Annotated in this window: 25 protein-coding genes; 15 read left to right on the top strand and 10 right to left on the bottom strand. The window is 61.5% G+C overall.

Translation table 11 applies throughout. The features are described 5' to 3' along the window. Position 1 precedes the first annotated feature (1 nt). The 7 genes from DSM107133_RS12440 (at position 2) to DSM107133_RS12470 (ending at position 3,892) form a co-directional block, all read left to right on the top strand. On the top strand, positions 2-382 hold the full coding sequence (locus tag DSM107133_RS12440; protein ID WP_114292248.1) for a biopolymer transporter ExbD: 381 nt from the start codon (positions 2-4) through the stop codon (positions 380-382). Continuing rightward, positions 382-1,368, top strand: a complete 987-nt coding sequence (locus DSM107133_RS12445) for a TonB family protein (RefSeq protein WP_114292247.1) — start codon at positions 382-384, stop codon at positions 1,366-1,368. Before DSM107133_RS12440 ends, DSM107133_RS12445 begins: the two co-directional genes overlap by 1 nt. A 36-nt stretch (positions 1,369-1,404) precedes the next feature. Further along, positions 1,405-1,647 carry a hypothetical protein gene (locus DSM107133_RS12450; RefSeq protein ID WP_240310411.1) on the top strand — a complete coding sequence of 81 codons (243 nt, stop codon included), beginning with the start codon at positions 1,405-1,407 and terminating at the stop codon, positions 1,645-1,647. Between the two features lie 65 nt (positions 1,648-1,712). Continuing rightward, on the top strand, positions 1,713-2,579 hold the full coding sequence (locus DSM107133_RS12455) for an MBL fold metallo-hydrolase (RefSeq protein WP_114292246.1): 867 nt from the start codon (positions 1,713-1,715) through the stop codon (positions 2,577-2,579). Between the two features lie 16 nt (positions 2,580-2,595). Further along, the gene (locus DSM107133_RS12460; protein WP_114292245.1) at positions 2,596-3,024 is read left to right on the top strand and encodes a YeeE/YedE thiosulfate transporter family protein; all 429 of its coding nucleotides are present in this window, start codon (positions 2,596-2,598) and stop codon (positions 3,022-3,024) included. Between the two features lies 1 nt (position 3,025). After that, positions 3,026-3,457: a DUF6691 family protein gene (locus DSM107133_RS12465; protein ID WP_114292244.1), complete on the top strand. Its 432-nt coding sequence runs from the start codon at positions 3,026-3,028 to the stop codon at positions 3,455-3,457. A 9-nt stretch (positions 3,458-3,466) separates the two neighbouring features. Then, positions 3,467-3,892, top strand: a complete 426-nt coding sequence (locus DSM107133_RS12470) for a TIGR01244 family sulfur transferase (RefSeq protein ID WP_114292243.1) — start codon at positions 3,467-3,469, stop codon at positions 3,890-3,892. Positions 3,893-3,905: 13 nt separating this feature from the next. Here the strand turns inward: DSM107133_RS12470 and DSM107133_RS12475 are convergent, their stop codons facing one another. From DSM107133_RS12475 to DSM107133_RS12495, 5 genes are all read right to left on the bottom strand, one after another. Further along, a complete protein-coding gene (locus DSM107133_RS12475) occupies positions 3,906-5,099 on the bottom strand; it encodes a FliM/FliN family flagellar motor C-terminal domain-containing protein (RefSeq protein ID WP_114292242.1) in 1,194 nt (397 codons plus the stop codon). 84 nt (positions 5,100-5,183) lie between these two features. Next, complete coding sequence (locus tag DSM107133_RS12480; protein ID WP_114292241.1) at positions 5,184-7,880, bottom strand: ATP-binding protein; 2,697 nt, start codon at positions 7,878-7,880, stop codon at positions 5,184-5,186. Further along, on the bottom strand, positions 7,880-8,158 hold the full coding sequence (locus DSM107133_RS12485; RefSeq protein ID WP_114292240.1) for a hypothetical protein: 279 nt from the start codon (positions 8,156-8,158) through the stop codon (positions 7,880-7,882). The genes DSM107133_RS12480 and DSM107133_RS12485 overlap by 1 nt, the downstream gene beginning before the upstream one ends. Before the next feature lie 3 nt (positions 8,159-8,161). Next, positions 8,162-8,530 (bottom strand): response regulator, encoded by a 369-nt coding sequence (locus tag DSM107133_RS12490; RefSeq protein WP_114292239.1) that lies wholly within the window; start codon positions 8,528-8,530, stop codon positions 8,162-8,164. A 117-nt stretch (positions 8,531-8,647) separates the two neighbouring features. Further along, the gene (locus tag DSM107133_RS12495; protein ID WP_114292238.1) at positions 8,648-9,934 is read right to left on the bottom strand and encodes a helix-turn-helix domain-containing protein; all 1,287 of its coding nucleotides are present in this window, start codon (positions 9,932-9,934) and stop codon (positions 8,648-8,650) included. A 247-nt stretch (positions 9,935-10,181) separates the two neighbouring features. Here DSM107133_RS12495 and DSM107133_RS12500 point away from each other — a divergent pair, with 247 nt between their 5' ends. The 5 genes from DSM107133_RS12500 to DSM107133_RS12520 all read left to right on the top strand — a co-directional run bounded on the left by DSM107133_RS12500 (position 10,182) and on the right by DSM107133_RS12520 (position 15,455). Continuing rightward, complete coding sequence (locus DSM107133_RS12500) at positions 10,182-11,546, top strand: substrate-binding protein (RefSeq protein ID WP_114292237.1); 1,365 nt, start codon at positions 10,182-10,184, stop codon at positions 11,544-11,546. Between the two features lie 92 nt (positions 11,547-11,638). Next, a complete protein-coding gene (locus DSM107133_RS12505) occupies positions 11,639-12,670 on the top strand; it encodes a branched-chain amino acid ABC transporter permease (protein ID WP_114292236.1) in 1,032 nt (343 codons plus the stop codon). Positions 12,671-12,673: 3 nt separating this feature from the next. Then, positions 12,674-13,915 carry a branched-chain amino acid ABC transporter permease gene (locus tag DSM107133_RS12510; protein ID WP_114292235.1) on the top strand — a complete coding sequence of 414 codons (1,242 nt, stop codon included), beginning with the start codon at positions 12,674-12,676 and terminating at the stop codon, positions 13,913-13,915. Positions 13,916-13,925: 10 nt separating this feature from the next. Next, positions 13,926-14,687 carry an ABC transporter ATP-binding protein gene (locus DSM107133_RS12515; RefSeq protein WP_114292234.1) on the top strand — a complete coding sequence of 254 codons (762 nt, stop codon included), beginning with the start codon at positions 13,926-13,928 and terminating at the stop codon, positions 14,685-14,687. A 12-nt stretch (positions 14,688-14,699) separates the two neighbouring features. Then, positions 14,700-15,455, top strand: coding sequence for an ABC transporter ATP-binding protein (locus DSM107133_RS12520; protein WP_114292233.1), 756 nt, complete (start codon positions 14,700-14,702; stop codon positions 15,453-15,455). A gap of 126 nt (positions 15,456-15,581) precedes the next feature. Here the strand turns inward: DSM107133_RS12520 and DSM107133_RS12525 are convergent, their stop codons facing one another. Further along, entirely contained in the window at positions 15,582-17,045 is a 1,464-nt protein-coding gene (locus DSM107133_RS12525; RefSeq protein ID WP_114292232.1) for an AMP-binding protein, read from the bottom strand. Positions 17,046-17,202: 157 nt separating this feature from the next. Here DSM107133_RS12525 and accB point away from each other — a divergent pair, with 157 nt between their 5' ends. The 3 genes from accB to aat are packed head-to-tail and all read left to right on the top strand — an operon-like array spanning position 17,203 to position 19,689. After that, positions 17,203-17,694: an acetyl-CoA carboxylase biotin carboxyl carrier protein gene (gene accB, locus DSM107133_RS12530; RefSeq protein WP_114292231.1), complete on the top strand. Its 492-nt coding sequence runs from the start codon at positions 17,203-17,205 to the stop codon at positions 17,692-17,694. Positions 17,695-17,704: 10 nt separating this feature from the next. Next, entirely contained in the window at positions 17,705-19,057 is a 1,353-nt protein-coding gene (gene accC / locus DSM107133_RS12535; protein WP_114292230.1) for an acetyl-CoA carboxylase biotin carboxylase subunit, read from the top strand. After that, complete coding sequence (gene aat / locus DSM107133_RS12540; RefSeq protein WP_114292229.1) at positions 19,057-19,689, top strand: leucyl/phenylalanyl-tRNA--protein transferase; 633 nt, start codon at positions 19,057-19,059, stop codon at positions 19,687-19,689. The genes accC and aat overlap by 1 nt, the downstream gene beginning before the upstream one ends. Here the strand turns inward: aat and DSM107133_RS12545 are convergent. The 4 genes from DSM107133_RS12545 to DSM107133_RS12560 form a co-directional block, all read right to left on the bottom strand. Further along, positions 19,653-20,012 carry a DUF2155 domain-containing protein gene (locus tag DSM107133_RS12545; RefSeq protein ID WP_240310409.1) on the bottom strand — a complete coding sequence of 120 codons (360 nt, stop codon included), beginning with the start codon at positions 20,010-20,012 and terminating at the stop codon, positions 19,653-19,655. The genes aat and DSM107133_RS12545 overlap by 37 nt on opposite strands. Beyond that, entirely contained in the window at positions 20,009-20,482 is a 474-nt protein-coding gene (gene mlaD, locus DSM107133_RS12550) for an outer membrane lipid asymmetry maintenance protein MlaD (protein ID WP_114292228.1), read from the bottom strand. The genes DSM107133_RS12545 and mlaD overlap by 4 nt, the downstream gene beginning before the upstream one ends. Further along, positions 20,483-20,866, bottom strand: coding sequence for an NADH:ubiquinone oxidoreductase subunit NDUFA12 (locus DSM107133_RS12555; protein ID WP_114292265.1), 384 nt, complete (start codon positions 20,864-20,866; stop codon positions 20,483-20,485). It abuts the gene before it with no gap. 88 nt (positions 20,867-20,954) lie between these two features. Next, complete coding sequence (locus tag DSM107133_RS12560) at positions 20,955-21,317, bottom strand: RidA family protein (RefSeq protein ID WP_114292264.1); 363 nt, start codon at positions 21,315-21,317, stop codon at positions 20,955-20,957. Between the last annotated feature and the right edge of the window lie 26 nt (positions 21,318-21,343).

Raw genomic sequence — 21,343 nt, forward strand, 5'->3', positions numbered from 1 at the left:
TATGCTGGATTTTTCCCCCGCCACGCCGCCGCGCCGCGCCGCTGAAAACATCGTGCCGATGATCAACGTGGTGTTCCTGCTGTTGATCTTTTTCCTGATGAGCGCCCAGATCGCGCCGCCGGACCCCATCGACGTCACCGTGCCCGACAGCACCTCCGAGGCTGCACCGCTGGACCCCAACGCGCTTTATGTCGGGGCGGATGGCACGTTGGCTTATGGCGGTGCGACGGGCGACGCAGCGCTGGCCGCGCTGTCCGACCACCAAGGTGTGCTGCCCTTGCGTGCCGACGCGGCCCTGCCTGCGACGAAGTTGGCCGCCCTTCTGCCGAAGTTGGCAGCAGCAGGGGTCGATGGGGTCGAACTGATCACGGGGGCAAAGTGATGCGCCTGATCGAAGCCGCCGTTTTCCTGTCACTGGCTGCAGGCGCCCACGTCGGCCTGTGGGCGGCGTTTCCGGCACCGCAAGGGGCATCCTCGGCGGGTGATACAGGCGCGGAGGCGGCGACAGTGGCCCCCGCCTCGGCGGCGATGGCCGCCCTGGCCGAGACATGGGAGCAGCCCCCCGCGCCCCTCACCGAAATCGCCATGCCGCAGGCACAGGCAATTGTGGAGGCCGCTCCCGCCCGCCCTGTGACCGATGCGCCCGCAGCCACCACGGCCCTGCCGCAAGCCCCGCAGTTCGACATGGCAGCCCCGGCACTGCCCGCGATCCCCGATCCCATGCCCAAAGTGCAGCCGCAAACCGAAGTGGCCCAACCGGCGCAACCCGAAGTGTCGCCGCAGGACACCCCGACAACCCGAACCGACGCGCGCCCTGCCCCCGCAGCGCCGGACCAACTGGCTGCCGTCACGCCAACGCCGGACCTCCCGCAATTTCAGGACACCATCGCCAGCACGTCGAAACGACCCAAGCTGCGCCCGCGCGACCTGTCACCGCCCGTCAAGGCCAAGCCGACCGCCAAGCCCAAGCCCGCTGCCACCGCATCGGCGCCACAAGCCAAATCGACCGCAAAGGGCAAGGCTGCCAAATCCGCCACCGCAGGCACGGGGGGCGCGGCGCAAACCCAAAGCCTGTCCACCGCCCGCGCCAATGCCCTGCAAGCGCAATGGGGGGCCGCGATCCAGTCCAAAGTGCGCCGCAACGCCGCATCCCCACGCGGCGCGGGTGCAGGCCGCACAAAGCTGGCACTGTCCATCGCGCCGTCGGGCGTGCTGCAATCGGTGCGGGTGGTAGCCTCCTCTGGCAATGCGGCATTGGATCAGGCCGCGATTTCCGCCGTCAAACGCGCCCGCCGCTTTGCCCGCGCGCCCAAGGGGCTGACCAAGCCCGCCTATACGTTCACCATCGCGCTGGATTTCAACGGCTGACTTGCCCAGCGCCCGACAATGCAGTAGCGGGTGCGCATGGAACAACAGACCTCATTCCCGATCTTCGACCTGCTCATCTGGACCGGTGCCGCGATCTCGCTTGCCGGCCTTGCGGGGCTGGTGTGGTGCATTGTCCGCGTGACCCGCGCAAAACGCGCACAACTGGATGACGACGCCATGCGCGCGGTGCTGAAAAGCGTTGTTCCCTTGAACCTTGGCGCCTTGTTCGTCTCGGCCTTTGGCCTGATGCTGGTGGTCTTGGGAATCTTCCTCGGATAACGCGCAAAGCTTGTAAAGACGCCGGTGGTGTTCATATTGTGAACCAAGCAACGTCGGAGAGCCTTATGTTTCATCCAGATGTCACCGCCTTTTTCGATTCCGCGACGAACACGGTCAGCTATGTGGTCAAAGACCCTGCCGGGCGCGCCTGTGCCGTGGTCGATTCCGTGCTGGATTTCGATCAGGCCGCAGGGCGCACCTCGACCGCCAGTGCCGACCGGATCATCGCCCATATCCAACGCCACGATCTGGATTGCCAGTGGATCCTGGAGAGCCATGTACACGCCGACCACCTGTCGGCAGCCCCCTATCTGCAAGAGCGCATCGGCGGCAAGATCGGCATCGGGCAGAACATCACCGTGGTGCAGGATACCTTTGGCAAGGTCTTTAACGAAGGCACCGAATTCCAGCGTGACGGTTCACAATTCGACAAACTGTTCGCAGACGGCGACAGCTTTCACATCGGGCAGATGCGCGGCGAAGTGATGCACACGCCGGGCCATACGCCCGCCTGCCTGACCTATGTGATCGGCAATGCGGCCTTTGTGGGCGATACGCTGTTCATGCCCGATTTTGGCACCGCGCGCTGTGATTTCCCCGGCGGATCGGCGCAGGATCTCTATGCCTCGATCCAGCGCATATTGTCGCTGCCCGACACCACGCGCATTTTTGTCGGCCACGACTACAAGGCACCGGGACGGGAAGAATTTGCCTGGGAAACCACCGTGGCCGAAGAAAAAGCCGCCAACGTCCACATCGGCGGCGGGGTTGCCTGCGAGGATTTTGTGCACCTGCGACAGGATCGCGATGCGACGCTGGGCATGCCCAAGCTGATCTTGCCATCCTTGCAGGTGAACATGCGCGCCGGCCATATGCCCGCCCCCGACGACAAGGGCGATGTTATGTTAAAGCTGCCGATCAACAAGCTTTGAAAACAAAGGATAACCAATGGAAATATCGTGGATCTGGGGGCTGTTCGGTGGACTTATCATCGGCACGGCAGCCGCGATTCTGTTGCTGGGCAACGGGCGGATCATGGGGGCATCGGGCATCTTGGGTGGTCTGCTGGACCGCACGGCAGGACGCGGCTGGCCCGAAGCGATGGCCTTTGTCGCAGCGCTGATCGCAGTGCCGGCAGCGCTGCATCATCTGGGCAGCGGCACCGTTGACACCCATGCCACCACATCGCCGGTGCTTTTGATCGCCGGTGGTCTGGCTGTGGGCCTTGGCACGCGACTGGCCAATGGCTGCACGTCGGGGCACGGCGTTTGCGGCATCTCGCGGCTGAGCCTGCGCGGCATTGCCGCCACGCTGATCTATATTGGTGCAGGCGTGGCCACTGTGGCCGGTCTGCGCGCGCTGACGGGAGGGCTGTGACATGCGCTTGCTGATCGCGTTGCTTGCAGGTGGGCTGTTCGGGCTGGGCCTGCATCTGTCTGGCATGACCGACACCAACCGTGTGCAAGGGTTTCTTGACCTCTTTGGCACCTGGGACCCGACGCTGGCCTTTGTGATGGGCGGGGCGATATTGCCCATGGCGATTGCATGGCGGCTCACCTTGGGGCGCAAGCCACTGGCGGGGGGCATGTTCCCCTTGCGGCCCAGCACCGAGATCACCCGCAGGTTGGCCATCGGGTCGGTGCTGTTCGGCATCGGCTGGGGGCTGGTTGGTCTGTGCCCGGGGCCTGCAATGGCCTCGTTGGGCTATGGCGGCATGTCGGGCGTTGTTTTCTTTGTGGCTATGCTGGTCGGCATGGCATCGGCACCGCGCATCAGTCTTATGCTGGACACGCACAGGGCATCGGCCTAAACTTGCGCCATGGATATTCGTCAAATCACCCCCGACTATTTCGTTGCGCCGCAGATTGATCCGGCCGACCTGCCTGCAATTGCCGAGGCAGGTTTTACATGCGTGATCTGCAACCGGCCTGACGGGGAAAACCCGCCCAGCCATCAGGCCCAGGCGATGGCCCAGGCGGCCGAAGCCGCCGGACTGCCGTTTAAGGTGCTGCCGTTGACGCATCAGACCATGACACCTGACAATGTGGCCGCGCAAATGGGCTTTCTCGCGGATGCACCGGGCAAGGTTCTGGCCTATTGCGCCTCGGGCACGCGCTGTACCGTTGTCTGGGCTTTGGGTCAGGCCGGAACACTGAGCGTTGATGACATCCTGGCGACCGCGCAAAAGGGTGGCTACGATCTGGAAGGGCTGCGGCCCACGCTGACGGCGATGTCAGGGGCCTGACCGGCATTTGCGGTCACGCCGATTTCAGATTGGGCAGATCCCCCAAATCGGGCAGGTCTGCCAGGTCGGGCAGATCATCAAGCGCAGGCAAATCGTTCAGATCTGGTAAATCGTTCAGGTCTGGCAAAGCTTCAAGATCGGGCAATTGCGTATCGTCGATTTCCGGCGGCAAAGCGGTCGGCATTTGCTCTGCAACCATGGGCAACGGTGCGGCGGCGGGCATGGGCTGTTGGTTTTGCGTCCCTATCTCCACTTGCGGCATCTCGACATCCGGCTGATCGGTAAGGCGGCGCTGCGGTGTTTTGGCATGGGCCGGTTCACGGTCGATCTTCAGCGCGCGTTGCCCGTCCACCTGCCCCAGCGTGCCGGTGCCCAGACATTTGCCCGATTGCGCCATGATCCGTGTTTTTGGGAAGGTGCCGGGCGGCAGCAACACCGTGTCGCCGGCTGACAGATGGGTCAGCTCTGACAGGTTCATCCGCACATGGCACAGCTGCACCATCAGTTCCGCTTCCAGATGCATCACCACATCGGTCAGGTTGCGCGGGCCGGCTTCGGCGTGGCCCTCGTCATCCTCGACCCCATCAAGGCCGCCGCCATCGGGATCGTGCGTCGGAACCAATGGCAGGACAAGAAGCAGGTCCCCCTGACGCGCCCCCTTGGCCATGTCCAACGTCAGACGGATTATGCGGTATTCCGCATCCTCCAGCGCCATGGCCACCAATCGCGGCTCTTCCGAGCGGGCGCCAAAGGTGAAACCGCGCAACAACAGGCGGTCTGCTTCGTCCTCGACCGCGCCTGACGCCTTCTCAAAAAGCGCATCCAGCAGCGGCGCACACATGGCTGCATCGGTTTCGGTCATCGGACGCGGATCGCCCCTGGCTGGTTCGACACGGCCCATGGTTTGTTGCTGGATCAATCCGCCGACCAAACCCGCATCTATCATCGCAGCCCCGATGCGCCCCTGCGGGCCGTCCAGCAGAACCAACAGGTTGGCCGGGTCCATCATGTCGATGCAGGTTTCCTGACTGCGATCCTCGACCACAAGGCCAATCGCTTGCATCGCCATGTCAAAGACATCCAGCGCCACCTTGGCAATCGACAGCCGCATGGCTTTGGCCACGGTCACCGACCGTGCCTGGTGTTGCTGTTGTCCTGCGGCCGTCTTGCGGTGCAAAACCGATAGATTCGGATCGCCTGCGCTCATGGCACCCCTGTCCTGCAAATAGGTAACCCCAGTCCTAGCGCACGAAAGGTTACCATAGGCTTTAGAGACGGCAGGTCGCTTCCGTCACACCGGTTGCGCAGCCAGCGCCGCATCGCGTGGCATCTGCACCACAAAAAGATTACCAACCGCCTGTGGTACATGGGAAATATCGCCCCCAAGCCGCGCCATGATCTCGCGGCAAATCGCCAATCCCAACCCCGCGCCCGACCCGTCACCATCGGCCACCCGCGCGAATTTTTCAAAGATCAGCGCGCGCGCCGCATCCGGAATGGGCGTGCCGTTATCGCGAAAAGAAACCGACAGAACATCCGCATCGGCACGCACCGAAATCTCAAGCTGCGGCGCATCCGCACGGCAATATTTCTGTGCGTTGGTAATCAGATTGATGAACACCTGCCCCAAACGGTCCATGTCCGTGGTCAGCACCGTATCTGCCGCCGCACGCAGACGTACAATCTGCAAACGTCCGTCACCGCTGGCTTGCGCCGTGACAACCGCCTGATCCAGCACCGCCTCGAGCGGCCCCGTGGCCGAATTCAGGCTGACCTGCCCGTTCTCCAGCACGCTCAGGTCCAGAAGGTCATCCAGCAAACGGGTCAGGCGGATCGCCTCGACGTGGATAATCGAGGCGTATTTGGTCTTTTCCGCCACGCTCAGCCCGTCGGCGTCGCGCAGAATTTCCGAAAAGGCGCGGATCGAGGTCATCGGGGTGCGCAGCTCGTGACTGATCTGGCCCAGAAAGGCGTCTTTTTGCACCGAAAGCTGGGTCAGCTTCTCGTTTGCCTCGCGCAATTGGCCCGCCGTTCGGCTCAGTTCGGCGGATTTGGCTTCAAGCTGGCTGGAATATTCAAGCATCTGCGCCGATTCATCGGCCACCGCCAACAAATCCTCAACCGAGACCGAAGCCGCACCAACCATCTGGCTGACCATCGCATGTGCGGTCGCGGTGCCGACCGAGGCGGACAATTCCCGTTCCAGCCGTTCCAGAAAGGCCGGATTCGGTTCGGGCAGATGACCCGTCATCCCCTGCTCTTTTGCAGCTGTGCGAAACAGCGCCTGCGCTTCGGTGGCGCCCAGAATACGCTGTGCCATGATCATCAGGTCTTCGGACGCCGCCACCGAAGCATGCCAGCCGCGCGCCTGTCCCGAATGGTCGAACACATTGACGAATTGCGCGCCCTGCAACCGCTCCAGCGGCTTGGGAAAGCTCAGCAATGACGCAACCACAAAGGTTCCGGTGTTCAGCACCAACGACCAGAACACCGCATGCACGGTCGGATCTATACCCTCGATGTTGAAGAAAGCGTAGGGACGCAGCCAGCCGATGCCCCAGGGGCCAATCTCGAAAAACGAGACCGGCAGCACCGCCCCCTGCCCGAAGCTGGGCAGCAACGAGGCATAGACCCAGATCGCAAACCCCAGACACAGGCCCGACAGCGCCCCGATGCGCGTCGCCCCGCGCCAGAATATCCCGCCCAGCATCGCAGGCAGGAATTGCGCCACACCGGCAAAGGAAATCAACCCGATGGCCGCCAGCGCGCCACTGCCCCCCGACAACAGGTAATAGAGATAGCCCAGAGCGATAATCAGCAGGATCGACAGCCGCCGCGCGCGCAGAATCACATCGCGCACGTCGCCCGACATGCTGGCGCCGCCGGGCTTGATGCTAAGGTATATCGGCATCACCACATGGTTCGACACCATCGTCGACAGCGCCAGCGTGGCCACGATCACCATCGACGTGGCCGAGGAGAATCCCCCCAGAAACGACAGCACCGCAAGTCCGGTCTGCCCCTGCGACAAGGGCACGCTGACCACGAACAGGTCGGGGTTCGATCCTGCGGGCAGCAGGTTCAGCCCCACCACGGCGATGGGCACCACGAACAGGCTCATCAGCATCAGGTAGACGGGAAAGGCCCAGCTGGCGATTTGCACATGGCGTTCGTCGTCGTTTTCGACCACCAGCACCTGAAACATACGCGGCAGGCACAGAAAAGCAGCCGCCGACAGCACGGTCAGTGCGGCCCAGCGGCTGCGGTCCAGTTGCCATGTGCCCAGCGCGCTGGAATCGATACGTTCCATCATCGGGCCAATGCCGCCTGCAATGCCCCAGACCACAAAAATGCCGACTGCCATCAGCGCCACCAGCTTGACGACCGCCTCGACCGCGATGGCGATGACCACGCCGTCGTGGCGTTCATTCGCATTCAGGTTACGGGTGCCGAACAAAACCGTGAAAACGGCCAGCCCTGCGGCCACCCAAAAGCCAGCGGACAGCGTGTTCAAGCCGTTCAACCCGTCCACATCCGGCGGTCCCGCGAAGATCGACAATGACAGAGTAACTGACTGCAATTGCAGTGCAATATACGGCGTCACGCCGACCACGGCCATCAGTGTCACAACAATCGCCAGCGTGTTCGACTTGCCATAGCGCGCCGAAATCAGATCGGCCACCGAGGTCACCCGCTGGCTGCGCCCGATGCGCACCAGTTTGCGCAGCACCCACCACCAGCCGATCATCACCAGCGACGGGCCAAGGTATATGGTGACATATTCCATCCCCGAACGTGCCGCATATCCGACAGCGCCGTAGAACGTCCATGCCGTGCAATAGATCGACAGTGACAACGTGTAGACCAACGGTGTGCGCAACCAGCCGCTGCGCCCGCGCACTGCCGCGCGTTCGGCGGCAAAAGCCACCGAAAACAGAAACGCCACATAGACCAGACAGACGCCGACCAGCAGGTTAAGCGACGCCATCAGGGATCACCCGCCGCGTCCACACCCTCATCGGCCCCGCGCTGCAACCCGCGCCACAGCACAAAGCTCAGGCCGATCAGGACACACCAGACGCCAAAGACATAAGAGATAGCGGCCGACATCGTGACATGCCCCGCCTCATCCCCCGAGGGCCACAACAGCGGCACCATCCACAACACCATGCCCAGCACCGGCAACACCCGTTGCGCGTCCTGCATCCGGCGGCGGCGATAGCTGCGCCGTTCCAGAAACACCGGAGAGGACGGGCCGCGCGCCATGCGTTAGACCCGCACCAGATCGCGCACCGCATTCAGCACTTCAGTGTTGGAAAACGGCTTGGTCATAAAGCGGTTGACCCCGGCCTGCTCGGCTTTTTCGCGGTCGCGCGACTGGCCACGGGCGGTCAGCATCAGCACCGGCAAAGCCGCAAAATCGGGCAAGGCACGCAGCTCTGTCAAAATCTCGATGCCGCTTTTGCCCGGCAGCATGTAATCCAGCACCACCAGATCAGGCTGTGCTGCGCGAATGGCCGACACGGCCGTGGCCCCGTCCGAATGGGTGCCCACCTTCCAGCCTTCGCGTGTCAGCAAAAAGCGCATGGCTTCGATAATATTCACTTCGTCTTCGACCAGCAGTACATGCTTGTCCATTGGCGTCCATTCCTCCCCTGAACGGCCCCCGTCGCATTGTATGCGACGTCCCCCTGCGGCATTTCTGCGCGCCGGGCCCCTCTTGATCGCAGACTATTGATCGAAAAACTGTGCCTGTCAAAAGCCAGCGCTGAGAATCGACGGTTCGCGGCGCCCCGCACAGGAATCGCGCGGGCACACGCGACAGGTCGACCCGACAGGACGGCCCGCCGCGTGCCCCTGCGCGCTGACCGGCAGGATCAACATTGTCGCATGGACCAGTTGCGGCGCATTGTATTGTGCCGGGCCAACCGGTTCGGCCACAGCAAAACAGTCAAAGGTGGCCACGTTGCGGCCCTGTTGCTGGATTCGTTCGCGCAAAACCTGCCCCGGATGCTGCAACACCTGAAACAACGGCCACAACGGGCAGCAGGCGCCAAAACGCGGGATGGAAAAGCCTTCGACCGGGCGACGAAACACCAAACTGCCCGCACGGTCGCACACCACCAGACCGCGCGGCGCGTCCGGCTGCGCCGCCAGACGGCGCAGAATACGGGCCACCGAACAGCCAAAATGCTGGGCCAGCGCAACGGGATCGGTCCCGACCTGCGCGACCTGTTCGGCAAGCGCTGCGTTGCTGACGGCACGGGCGTCGGCCTCGATCTGGCTGAGGACCTGTCGGGCCAGATGCTGCGCCGCCACCGAGACAAGCTGCGGGGCGTCTGCCAGAACCGCGTCGACCGACTGGCTCGCGGCTTCGATTCCGTCAAAGCGGTAATCATAGGCTTCAAGGAAGGCATCGACCTCTTCCTGGGGCGAAGCGTGGGCAGACTCTTCGGGGTTGGCGTCCAGATAGGTCACCAGCGCCTTGGCACTGTCGGCCAACCGGCGGCTGTCCTGATCTATATTGGCGTGAAACCGCGCCTGCCAGTCTGGCGAAATACTGTTGTCCTCGGCCAGAATAGACGCCGTCGAACGGATCGCGGCAGCGGTGGACAGAACCTCGTGCATCGACGTTGCCAGTTGCGGATCATGGGTCAGCCGGTCACTCAGCGTTTCGACTGTGCGTTCCAGCGACAGCACGCGGCGGTGCGCGCCTGCCAGCACCTCGGCCCAGCCGGGAAAGCGGCCTGCAAACTCTTCGACACGCTCGATTTCGGCAACGCCCAGCCCGACATCACTGGCCGCCTCGCGCAGCGACGCGATCAGCGCGGCTTCGGCCCCCTCGGTCAGCGCCGAGGGCTCGACCCCCAGCACATGTGCAATGTTCAACAGCAGTTTCCCGCCGATTCTGCGCCGGTTGTGTTCGATCAAATTGAGGTAACTGGCCGAAATTCCGATCTGTCGCGCCAGGTCGGCCTGTTTCAACCCCGAAATCACCCGACGTTCACGGATACGGCTGCCGGTCAGCGAGTCCTTAATCATTCTCGGCTCCTGTCGCTTTGTTGCGCCTTATCAATGGCTTTCTGCGGCGCGACATAAGAAAATTTACAGATAGTTAATGAAATTTGTACATTTGTTTACAAAATAATTGTGAAATTCAAGGGGTTTATTGCGCAATTTTCCAAAATCAGGCGATAACATATTTGCACTGTGCACCAACAGGCGTGGTGCATGCGCTTTGTGCGGACGGAGGAGTCGGCGGGCGCGTTTCAACAACTGGGAGGATTTCATGTCCAATTCGAACTTTACACGTCGTGGCGTGCTTAAGACCGGCACCATTGCCGGTGCGGGCCTTGCGCTGCCGACGTATCTGAGTGCGGCCAGCCACGCAGGCTTTACCAATGCACCCACCGGCGACACGGTCACGCTGGGCTTTAACGTGCCCCAATCCGGCCCCTACGCCGACGAAGGCGCCGACGAGCTGCGCGCATTCGAGCTGGCGGTCGAGCATCTGAACGGCGAAGGCGACGGCGGTATGCTCAGCACCTTCTCCTCCAAGGCTCTGGATGGGACAGGTATTCTGGGCAAGAAGGTCGGCTTCGTCACAGGCGATACACAGACCAAATCGGATGCTGCCCGCGCATCGGCCAAGTCGATGATCGAAAAAGACGGTGCGATCATGATTTCGGGCGGGTCGTCCTCGGGCGTGGCTGTGGCTGTGCAGGGTCTGTGCCAGGAAGCCGGCGTGATCTTCATGGCGGGTCTGACCCACTCGAACGACACCACCGGCAAAGACAAGAAAGCCAACGGTTTCCGCCACTTCTTTAACGCCTATATGTCCGCGGCCGCCCTCGCCCCCGTGCTTGAGCAGCTTTATGGTTCGGACCGTCGCGCCTATCACCTGACAGCCGACTATACATGGGGCTGGACACAGGAAGAATCGATCGCAGCCGCGACCGAAGCATTGGGCTGGGAAACCGTGAACAAGGTGCGCACGCCGCTGGCGGCAACCGACTTCTCGTCCTATATCGCGCCGGTTCTGAACTCGGGCGCCGATGTTCTGGTTCTGAACCACTACGGCGGGAACATGGTCAACTCGCTGACCAACGCCGTTCAATTCGGCCTGCGTGAAAAGCAAGCCAACGGCAAGAACTTTGAAATCGTCGTGCCGCTCTATTCCGAGCTGATGGCCAAGGGTGCGGGCAGGAACATTGCCGGTATCGTCGGGTCGCAGAACTGGGACTGGAAACTGGAGAACGAAAAAGGCGCGCGTTACACGGGCACCAATGCGTTCGTCAAATCCTTTGGCGAAAAATACGGCTTCCCGCCCAGCCAGGCCGCTCAGACCTGCTATGCGCAGACGCTGCTGTATGCCGATGCGGTCACACGCGCCGGTTCGTTCAACCCATGCGCCGTTGTCGAAGCCCTGGAAGGCTTTGAATTCGACGGTCTGGGCAACGGCCCGACCCTGTACCGTGCCGGCGATCACCAGTGCTTCAAGGACGTTGTCGTTGTGCGCGGCAAAGAGAATCCCGAGAACGAATTCGATCTCGTGGAAATCGTCGAAGTCACGCCGACCGAGCAGGTCACCTATCCCGTCGATCACCCGATGTTCTCGGGCGGTGCGTTGGGATCGTGTAACCCCGGCGCCTAAGGCCGTTCAATCTGCGGGGCGGGCCAACGCCTGCCCCGCAAGTCCCTGCCGCCTGCGGGCGCAGTTTCCCTTTACATAAAACGAGTGGGACGATGGATCAGATAATCCTTCAATTTCTCAATGGTTTGGACAAAGGCTCTGCTTATGCATTGATCGCCCTTGGCCTGACCCTGATCTTTGGCACGCTGGGTGTGGTCAACTTTGCCCACGGGGCGCTGTTCATGATCGGTGCATTTTGCGCCGTCACCCTGCAACGCATCCTGAACCTGTCCACCGTCGTCGAGGACCCGACAAAAACCGATTTTCTGGGAAATCCTGCCAAGATCAGCACGCCCTATGTCGAAAGCTGGTTCGGTCCCGAAGTGGGCGCCGCCCTGATCGACTGGTCGGTGCCGTTGGCGATCCTGTTTGCCATTCCGGTCATGGTCGCCATCGGTTTCATCATGGAACGCGGCCTGATCAAACATTTCTACAAACGCCCCCACGCAGATCAGATCCTTGTCACCTTTGGCCTGGCCATCGTCCTGCAAGAAGTGATCAAGGCGTTCTACGGCGCCAACCCGATCCCCACCGGCGCGCCCGAGGCGTTTCGCGGGTCGTTCGATTTCGGGGTGCTGATCGGCTTTGACCCCAATGCGATCATCTACCCCTACTGGCGCATGGTCTATTTTGCCTTTGCTGCCGTCATCATCGGTGCGGTTTTTGCATTCCTGCAATTCACCACCTTCGGCATGGTGGTGCGCGCGGGCATGGCGGACCGTGAAACCGTGGGCCTGCTGGGCATCAACATCGACCGCCGCTTTACCATCATGTTCGGCATCGCCGCTGCCGTGGCAGGGCTGGCGGGGGTTATGTACGCGCCCATCAACTCGCCCAATTACCACATGGGCATGGATTTCCTTGTGCTGAGCTTCGTCGTCGTTGTCGTCGGCGGCATGGGCTCCCTGCCCGGCGCGGTGCTGGCCGGTTTCCTGCTTGGCATCCTCGAAGCCTTTGCCTCGATGAACCAGGTCAAGGCCATTGTGCCCGGCATCGACCAGATCATCATCTATGTGGTGGCAATCATCATCATTCTGACCCGTCCCCGTGGCCTGATGGGCCGCAAAGGCGTGATGGAGGAATAAGACATGCTCGGACTGACCAAAAAAGACTTTACCCTGTTCATGGTGGTTATGGTGATGGTGGCGCTTGCGCCCTTCATCCTGAACCCCTTCCCGCAGGGCTCCAGCCTCGCGCAGATGTTCAATGCGGGCTACCCCGACCTGATGCAACGCTTTGTGATATTTGGCATTCTGGTGATCGGCTTCAACATCCTGTTCGGCCTGACCGGATACCTCAGCTTTGGCCATGCGGCGTTTCTGGGTGTCGGTTCGTATTCGGCGGTTTGGATGTTCAAACTGCTGGGCATGAACGTGATCCCCGGCATCCTGTTGTCGATGGTGGTGGCGGGTATCTTCGCGCTGGCCATCGGATACGTCAGCCTGCGCCGCTCGGGCATCTATTTCTCGATCCTGACGCTGGCTTTTGCGCAGATGTCTTACAATCTGGCCTATTCGGTGCTGGGCAACCCCACGTCGAACTTCAACCTGACCAATGGTGAAACCGGCCTGCAACTGCTGCTGACCGACCCGCGTGTGCTGGGGCAATCGACCACGGCGGACGGATCGCTGCCGGTGACCAACTTCTTTGGCATCGCCATGCGCGACAGCTACGAGCTGCGCTTGGGCGACTGGCTGTTCACCTTCAACGCAGGTTACTACCTGTGCGGCATCATCATGCTGATCGCCTTCTATATCTCGATCCGCATCTTCCGCTCGCCCTTTGGCATGATGTTGCGGGCGGTGAAATCGAACCAGCAGCGGATGAACTACACCGGTCTGAACACCAAGCCCTATACGCTGGCCGCCTTTGTCATCTCGGGCATCTATGCCGGTCTGGCTGGCGGGTTGCTGTCGTCGATGGACCCGCTGGCGGGGGCCGAACGGATGCACTGGACCGCCTCGGGCGAGATCGTGATCATGGCCATTCTGGGCGGCGTCGGCACGCTGATCGGCCCGATCCTTGGCGCGGGCTTCAACGAGTATTTCAAGAACATCCTGAGCAAGATCAACGACGGGGTGCTGCATCAATGGCTGGGCTTCCTGCCTGACGGCGTCGAGGATTTCCTTGTGACGATCATCCACCCCTTCGTGGGCAAAGGCTGGCATCTGACGCTCGGGCTGTTGTTCATGATCGTCATCATCTTCCTGCCCGGCGGGCTGGTCGAGGGCGGCAAACGTCTGGGGCGCATGGTCTTTGGCCGCCCCAAACGTTCGACTGCCGAGGCCGAGGCCGACGCTGCCGAACAACGCAACCCAGCTGCCGAATAGGAGACAGACGATGGGTATTCTCGAAGTCAAAAATGTCGGCAAGCGCTTTGGCGGGTTGCAGGCGCTGGGGGATGTGAACCTGAGCATCGCGGAAAACAGCGTGCACGCCATCATCGGCCCCAACGGCGCGGGCAAGTCGACGCTGCTGAACTGTCTGGTGGGCAAGCTGATCCCCGACACCGGATCGGTGCTGTTTGATGGCCAATCGGTTCTGGGGCGCAAACCCTATGAAATCAACCAAATGGGCATCAGTCGCGTGTTCCAGACGCCGGAAATCTTTGGTGATCTGACGGTGATGGAAAACATGATGATCCCCTGCTTTGCCAAGCGCGACGGATCATTCGGGTTGAACGCGATGGCCAACATGCTGGACGACCGTGACATCGTGGAACGGGCCGAACACATGCTGGAAGAAATGAACATGTCGAACAAACGCCACATGCATTCCGCATCCCTGTCACGCGGGGACAAAAGGCGGCTGGAAATCGGCATGTGCCTGTCCCAGGAACCGCGCCTGCTGCTGCTGGACGAACCCACCGCAGGCATGGCGCGTGCCGACACCAACAACACCATCGACCTGCTGAAACAGATCAAGGAAGAGCGCGACATCACCATCGCCATCATCGAACATGACATGCATGTGGTGTTTTCGCTGGCCGAGCGGATCACCGTGCTGGCGCAGGGCACACCGCTGGTCGAAGACACACCCGACAACATCAAGGGCCATCCCAAGGTGCGCGAAGCCTATCTTGGCGAAACCCAGGCAGCATAAGGACGGGCCCAGATGAACACGAAACCCGACTTCTCGAAGAACGCCAACCAAGCGGCAACCGCCCCTGCCTTTCTCTCGGTCTGGGATGTGCACGCCTATTACGGCGAAAGCTATATCGTCCAAGGCGTCAGCTTTAACGTCCACGAGGGCGAGATTCTGGCCCTGCTGGGCCGCAACGGCGCGGGCAAAACCTCGACCCTGCGGTCGATTGCGCGCACGGGTGACCCCGAGGTGCGCAAGGGCGAGATCTGGCTGGATCACAAACCGCTGCACAAGATGTCCAGCTACGAGGCCGCGCAGGCCGGTTTGGGACTGGTGCCGGAGGATCGACGGATCATTCAGGGCCTGACCGTCGAGGAAAACCTGAAACTGGCACAGATTGCCCCGCCGATCGGCTGGTCGATTGACCGTCTGTATGACCTGTTCCCCCGGCTGGGCGAACGGCGCTTGCAAGAGGGCGTGACCCTTTCGGGTGGCGAACAGCAGATGCTGGCGATTGCCCGCGCGCTGGCCCGCGACATCAAGGTGCTGTTGCTGGACGAACCCTATGAGGGACTGGCCCCTGTCATCGTCGACGAGATTGAAAAGACCCTGCGCATTATCAAGGAACAGGGCATCACGACCATCATCGTCGAACAGAACGCCGTGCGCGCGCTGCAACTGGCCGACCGCGCGGTGATCCTCGACACGGGGGGAATCGTCTTTGACGGCACCGCCGCCGAAGTGCTGGAAAACAAGGAACTGCGCGAAGAGTATCTGGCAATCTGACCGGTCCGCTTTGCGTCGCACAGGGGGCTGGCCGAAACCGGTCGGCCCCATTTGTGGAAACAATGCTCAGGCATTGCCCTAAATTTCGCTACAATCTGCAAACCTTTGCAAACGCGTGGCCGCCCTTTACAGCAGCGCCCGCAATTCCGTCTTCAGCACCTTGCCATAGTTGTTCTTGGGCAGGGCATCGACGTGGATATAGGCCTTGGGCGCCTTGAACCGCGCAATGTGGTCACGGCACAGCGCATCCAGATCCGCATCTGTCGCGGTCCCCACCACAAAGGCCACCACTTCCTCGCCCCAATCCGCATGTGGCCGGCCCACCACCGACACCTCCTGCACGCTTGCGTGGCTTTGCAGCACTTCTTCGACCTCGCGCGGGTAAATATTGCTGCCGCCCGAGATAATCACGTCCTTGGACCTGTCTTGCAGTGTCAGATAGCCCTGGGCGTCCAACATGCCGATGTCGCCGGTCATCAACCAGCCGTCGCGCAGGGTTTCGGCAGTGGCACGCGGATTGTTCCAATATCCCAACATCACCGGCGCGCCGCGCACCATGATCTCGCCTGCCTGCCCTGCCGGCAAGAACGCGCCCGCGCTGTCGCCTATGCCCAGCTCGACACAGGACTGCGCCTGCCCGACCGAGGCCACCCGCGCCATGTCATCGCCCGACACGTCCGCCCGCGACAGCGCCGTGATCGCCATCGGGCATTCGCCCTGCCCGTAAATTTGTACAAACACATCGCCCAGGGCGGCGCGCGCGGCCAGAATATCCGCCAGATACATCGGCCCGCCTGCGTAAACCACCGTGCGCAATCCCTGACCCGACCGGCCTGACGCCGTTGCGTAAGCCGTCAGGCGCGTCACCATCGTGGGCGCTGCAAACATATGCACATTTCCAAAATGTTCGGCCAGATCCAGTATTTCAGCCGGATCAAACCCCTGCGACGCCGGACAGACGTGCCGCGCGCCCATGCGCACATGCATCAGGTTATACAGCCCCGCACCATGGCTCATCGGCGCAGCATATAGGGCGGCATCACTGCGGTGCACCTGATCCACATCTGCAAAATAGCTCAGCGCCATGGCCATCAGATTGCCATGCGACAACATCACACCTTTGGGCTGCCCCGTGGTGCCGGACGTGTAAAAAAGCCATGCCAGATCATATTCATTGCGGTGTACGGAACGGATCACCGGCGTACCTTGGGGCAGATCCTCGATGATCGTTGCCGCCACCTGCGCAGCCCGCAATGCCTGTGCCTGCGCCGCTGTCGCAAAAACCATCTTTGCACCGGAATCCTGCAAGATATAGGCCGCCTCGCGCCCGTGCAGTTTTGCATTGATCGGAACGACGCAGATCCCCGCATACCAACAGCCCCACATGACCACCAGGTAATCCGGCACGTTGGCCATGAAGATCGCCACGCGGTCACCAGGGGCCACCCCCTGTGCACCCAACCAGCCGGCCAGTTCGCGTGCCAATCTGTCGAATGTCCCGTAATCGGCCACCGCTTGCGTGCCGCTATACAACGCCTGCGCCCGTGAATCCGCCGCCGCTGTCCGTTCTAGCCATGTCGCCAAATTCATCCACTGCCCTCCGCCTATCCCCTGGCCGGAATATGGCGCAAGCGCAGGACTGCTTCAATCTGCCAAAGCCATGCTTTCCAATGCAGCACATCTGGCCTATAACCCGACCCCAGAACAGGGGGCGTTCAACGCCCCTGACAAGAGGTCGAGGACGACAATGACAAAGAACAAACACGACGACGACGTGGCCTTTATCAAGGCGCTGGCCGAATTGCTGCGCGAAAACGATCTGACAGAGCTTCAGGTCAAACGCGACTATGCCGAGGACGACAGCCTGAACGTGCGCGTTTCGCGCGAACATCCCCCCGTGGCAGGCTATGCCGCCGCCCCGGCCCAGATTACTGCCGCACCTGCTGCTGCGGCACCAGCCGCCACGCCCTCAGCGCCTGCTGCCGCCGAAGACCCCGCAGATCATCCCGGCGCCGTGACCTCGCCCATGGTTGGCACCGTGTACATGCAAGCCGAACCCGGTGCGCCGTCGTTCATCTCGGTTGGCACGACAGTGTCCGAAGGCGACACATTGCTGATCGTCGAGGCGATGAAGACCATGAACCACATTCCGGCCCCGCGTGCCGGCACTGTCAAGCGTATCCTGGTGGATGATGGCGCGGCGGTCGAATTTGGCGCCCCGCTTGTGATCCTGGAATAAGGATCTGACAATGTTCAACAAAATCCTGATTGCCAACCGCGGAGAGATCGCACTGCGCGTCATCCGTGCGTGCCGTGAAATGGGCATCGGCAGCGTTGCGGTCCATTCGACCGCCGACAGCGACGCGATGCATGTGCGCATGGCCGACGAAAGCGTGTGCATCGGCCCGCCGTCGTCGACACAGTCCTATTTGTCGATTCCGTCGATCATCGCCGCCTGTGAAATCACCGGAGCCGAGGCGATTCACCCCGGCTATGGCTTCCTGTCCGAAAACGCTGCATTCGTGCAGATCATCCAGGACCACGACCTGACGTTCATCGGCCCCACCGCCGATCACATCCGCGTCATGGGCGACAAGATCACCGCCAAGGACACGATGAAAAAACTGGGTGTGCCCTGCGTCCCCGGTTCCGATGGCGGCGTGGACACATTGGAAGACGCCAAACGCATCGGTGCCGAAATGGGCTATCCGGTCATCATCAAGGCAACAGCCGGCGGTGGTGGCAAGGGTATGAAAGTCGCCGGTTCCGCCGCCGAGATGGAACGCGCCTTCATGACCGCGCGCGCCGAAGGCAAATCGAACTTTGGCAACGACGAAGTCTATATCGAGAAATATCTGACCACGCCCCGCCACATCGAAATTCAGGTGTTCGGCGACGGCAAGGGCAACGCGGTGCACCTGGGCGAACGCGACTGTTCGCTGCAACGGCGCCACCAGAAAGTGTTCGAAGAGGCCCCCGGCCCCTCCATCACCCAGGAAGAACGCGACCGCATCGGCAAGATCTGCGCCGACGCCAGTGCCAACATCAACTATATCGGTGCGGGCACGATCGAGTTTCTCTATGAAAACGGCGAGTTCTATTTCATCGAGATGAACACCCGTCTTCAGGTGGAACATCCTGTGACCGAAGGGATTTTTGGCGTCGACCTGGTGCGCGAACAAATCCGCGTGGCCGCGGGCCTGCCCATGTCGTTTACCCAAGAGGACCTGAAAATCAACGGTCACGCCATCGAAGTGCGCATCAACGCCGAACGCCTGCCCAACTTTTCCCCCTGCCCCGGCCGGATCACGCAGTACCACGCGCCCGGCGGTCTGGGGGTGCGGATGGATTCGGCGCTGTATGACGGCTATTCGATCCCGCCCTATTACGACAGCCTGATCGGCAAGCTGATCGTCCATGGCCGAGATCGCCCCGAGGCACTGGCACGTCTGGGCCGCGCCTTGGGAGAGTTGATCGTGGACGGTGTGGACACCACTATCCCGCTGTTCGATGCGCTGCTGCAAGAGCCTGACATCCATTCGGGCAACTACAACATTCACTGGCTGGAACACTGGCTGGAGACGCATTTGCAGCCTGCATAATGGATCTCACTCCCGAGATTCTTTTGCACGGGTACAGTATCGGGATTTTCCCGATGGCCGAAAACCGCAACGACCCAGAGGTGTTCTGGGTCGATCCGCGTCTGCGCGGGGTGATGCCGCTGGACGGGTTCCACATGTCCCGCAGCCTCGCCCGCGCCATGCGCCGCAGCGACTGGCAGGTGGCGATCAACACCGATTTTCTTGGCACCGTCGACGCCTGCGCCGACCGCACCGAGACCTGGATCAACGCCGAGATCCGCAGCCTCTACAACGCCCTGCATCAACAGGGTTACGCCCATTCCTTCGAGCTCTACGAGGGCGTTTCACTGGTGGGCGGTGTCTATGGCGTGACGCTGGGAACCGCGTTTTTCGGGGAAAGCATGTTTTCACGGCGCACCAACGCATCAAAAATGGCGCTGGCGGCCTGTGTCGATCATCTGCGGCGCTGCGGTTTTACCCTGTTTGACACACAGTTTCTGACCGACCATCTGAAATCACTGGGCGGCGTGGAAGTGTCACGCGCGGGCTATCACAAGATGCTGGAAAAGGCACTACAAGGTCAGGCCAGCTTTACCGCCCTGCCCCCGCCGATGCTTCAGGACGTGGTGCAGCGCAGCACCCAGACGTCATAACGCGGGTGCTCCATCGCATTCAGCGCCGGGGACGACGCGACCATCCAGCCCGAAAACAGCACCCCTGCGCGGCCTTGCTGGCTGATCTCAAGCGATGCAAAAGCGTCGCCCGACGGGTTGCCCGCCGGATAGCGACATTCACGCAGAACGATGTTCAGACGGCCAAACTGCACGCTTTCGCCCGCCGCGACCTGCATGTCGGTAACGTGACCATTGAACGTGTCCAGCCCGCGCAGGACCGCGCCGCTGGCATTCGATGTCTCTTGGGCCGCCGCAGGCAACGCAAGCGCCATCAGCCACAAACCCGCCAGCAGATGTTTCACTGGCTGGCCCCGTCGCCGGCTGAATCGCCACCACCGCCACCCACAAATTTCAACAACAGCGAAATCAGGGAAACGGCCCCTTGGGTGTCGGAAATCACATCGCCCGGCTCAAAGGCAAAGGGCGACCCGCCGGGAACGATTTCGACAAAATTGCCGCCCAGCAAGCCTTCGGAGCTGATCACGATGGCGCTGTCGTCTGGAATTTCGATTGATTTGGCCACAGCCACCGTGGTGTCGGCGCGAAATGTCTCGGGGTTCAGCGCCACTGCGGACACGGTCCCCACCTTGACGCCGGCCAGCCGCACATCGGTGCCTACGCTTACGCCTTCAAGGCTGCGAAAGCTGGCTTGCAAGGGATAGCTGTCGCCGCCCGAGCTTAGCCCCGCAGTTTGTGCCGCATAGACGCCAAAGGCAACGGCAGCAGCCAGAACGACGCTGCCCACCAGAACTTCTGTAGTGTTTTCAGACATTTATTCGGGGCTCCACGCCTCGTAGTCGCTGCGATCCGCAGGCTGAACCCGCCGGATCGATCCCGCAGGCGCGTAGGCCATCGCGGTGCCGGTCAGGTTTTCCTGGTGCGGTTTTTCCCACGCCTTGTGCACCAGCGGCTTGTCCGTGGGCGTTTCGTCCCATGTGCGATGAAGCCAGCCGTGCCAATTGGGATCAATGCGCGATGCTTCTGCCTCGCCGTTGAAGATCACCCAGCGTTTGCTGTCATCTTCATTGCGGTAGAAAATATTGCCCTCGGCATCTTCACCCACTTTGGTGCCTTTGCGCCATGTGAACAGCTGTGTGTTCAGGGTTTGCCCGTTCCACCACGTCACGGCGCGCAACATTGATTTGAGAATACCCATTTTGGCCTCCGAAAGCTTTGTATTGTCTATGCCGCATACCGCGCGCAACGTCCAGTGAACAGGTGCGCGCAGCGGTCTTTTCGGGCGGTTACGCGCCCGCCAGCGCCGTCACTTCGATCTCGATCAGGTATTTGGGGTCGATCAGCCCGCATTCGATCATCGTCGCTGCGGGCGGGTTGTCGCCAAATGTCTTTTGCAGCACCGGCCAGCACGCCTCGAAATCGGCGGCATTGGGCAGCATATAGGTCACCCGCACCGCCTTGTCGAACCCGCTGCCTGCCTCGGTCAGGGCCTTGCCGATGATCTCAAGCGCATCGGCGCATTGCGCCTCGACAGTGTCGCCCTGCCCCACGGTGCCCGCCACATGGACAAAGCCGCCCGCGACCACAGCGCGGCAATAGGCAATCTTGGCCTCGAACGCGCCACCTGAATGTATCCGTTTGATCTTCATGTTATTTTCCACTGTTGCCATAAAAA

The organism is Pseudosulfitobacter sp. DSM 107133, from assembly GCF_022788695.1.
Lineage (GTDB): Bacteria > Pseudomonadota > Alphaproteobacteria > Rhodobacterales > Rhodobacteraceae > Pseudosulfitobacter.

Bases quoted from the DNA above. Each gene is read 5' to 3' on its own strand.
- DSM107133_RS12560 (WP_114292264.1), bottom strand. From the start codon at position 21,317: ATGAAGATCAAACGGATACATTCAGGTGGCGCGTTCGAGGCCAAGATT.
- mlaD (WP_114292228.1), bottom strand. From the start codon at position 20,482: ATGTCTGAAAACACTACAGAAGTTCTGGTGGGCAGCGTCGTTCTGGCT.
- DSM107133_RS12480 (WP_114292241.1), bottom strand. From the start codon at position 7,880: ATGGCGTCGCTTAACCTGCTGGTCGGCGTCTGTCTGGTCTATGTGGCG.
- accC (WP_114292230.1), top strand. From the start codon at position 17,705: ATGTTCAACAAAATCCTGATTGCCAACCGCGGAGAGATCGCACTGCGC.
- DSM107133_RS12460 (WP_114292245.1), top strand. From the start codon at position 2,596: ATGGAAATATCGTGGATCTGGGGGCTGTTCGGTGGACTTATCATCGGC.
- aat (WP_114292229.1), top strand. From the start codon at position 19,057: ATGGATCTCACTCCCGAGATTCTTTTGCACGGGTACAGTATCGGGATT.
- DSM107133_RS12555 (WP_114292265.1), bottom strand. From the start codon at position 20,866: ATGGGTATTCTCAAATCAATGTTGCGCGCCGTGACGTGGTGGAACGGG.
- DSM107133_RS12525 (WP_114292232.1), bottom strand. From the start codon at position 17,045: ATGAATTTGGCGACATGGCTAGAACGGACAGCGGCGGCGGATTCACGG.
- DSM107133_RS12440 (WP_114292248.1), top strand. From the start codon at position 2: ATGCTGGATTTTTCCCCCGCCACGCCGCCGCGCCGCGCCGCTGAAAAC.
- DSM107133_RS12450 (WP_240310411.1), top strand. From the start codon at position 1,405: ATGGAACAACAGACCTCATTCCCGATCTTCGACCTGCTCATCTGGACC.
- DSM107133_RS12510 (WP_114292235.1), top strand. From the start codon at position 12,674: ATGCTCGGACTGACCAAAAAAGACTTTACCCTGTTCATGGTGGTTATG.
- DSM107133_RS12495 (WP_114292238.1), bottom strand. From the start codon at position 9,934: ATGATTAAGGACTCGCTGACCGGCAGCCGTATCCGTGAACGTCGGGTG.
- accB (WP_114292231.1), top strand. From the start codon at position 17,203: ATGACAAAGAACAAACACGACGACGACGTGGCCTTTATCAAGGCGCTG.
- DSM107133_RS12445 (WP_114292247.1), top strand. From the start codon at position 382: ATGCGCCTGATCGAAGCCGCCGTTTTCCTGTCACTGGCTGCAGGCGCC.
- DSM107133_RS12485 (WP_114292240.1), bottom strand. From the start codon at position 8,158: ATGGCGCGCGGCCCGTCCTCTCCGGTGTTTCTGGAACGGCGCAGCTAT.
- DSM107133_RS12475 (WP_114292242.1), bottom strand. From the start codon at position 5,099: ATGAGCGCAGGCGATCCGAATCTATCGGTTTTGCACCGCAAGACGGCC.
- DSM107133_RS12515 (WP_114292234.1), top strand. From the start codon at position 13,926: ATGGGTATTCTCGAAGTCAAAAATGTCGGCAAGCGCTTTGGCGGGTTG.
- DSM107133_RS12505 (WP_114292236.1), top strand. From the start codon at position 11,639: ATGGATCAGATAATCCTTCAATTTCTCAATGGTTTGGACAAAGGCTCT.
- DSM107133_RS12470 (WP_114292243.1), top strand. From the start codon at position 3,467: ATGGATATTCGTCAAATCACCCCCGACTATTTCGTTGCGCCGCAGATT.
- DSM107133_RS12455 (WP_114292246.1), top strand. From the start codon at position 1,713: ATGTTTCATCCAGATGTCACCGCCTTTTTCGATTCCGCGACGAACACG.
- DSM107133_RS12520 (WP_114292233.1), top strand. From the start codon at position 14,700: ATGAACACGAAACCCGACTTCTCGAAGAACGCCAACCAAGCGGCAACC.
- DSM107133_RS12500 (WP_114292237.1), top strand. From the start codon at position 10,182: ATGTCCAATTCGAACTTTACACGTCGTGGCGTGCTTAAGACCGGCACC.
- DSM107133_RS12465 (WP_114292244.1), top strand. From the start codon at position 3,026: ATGCGCTTGCTGATCGCGTTGCTTGCAGGTGGGCTGTTCGGGCTGGGC.
- DSM107133_RS12490 (WP_114292239.1), bottom strand. From the start codon at position 8,530: ATGGACAAGCATGTACTGCTGGTCGAAGACGAAGTGAATATTATCGAA.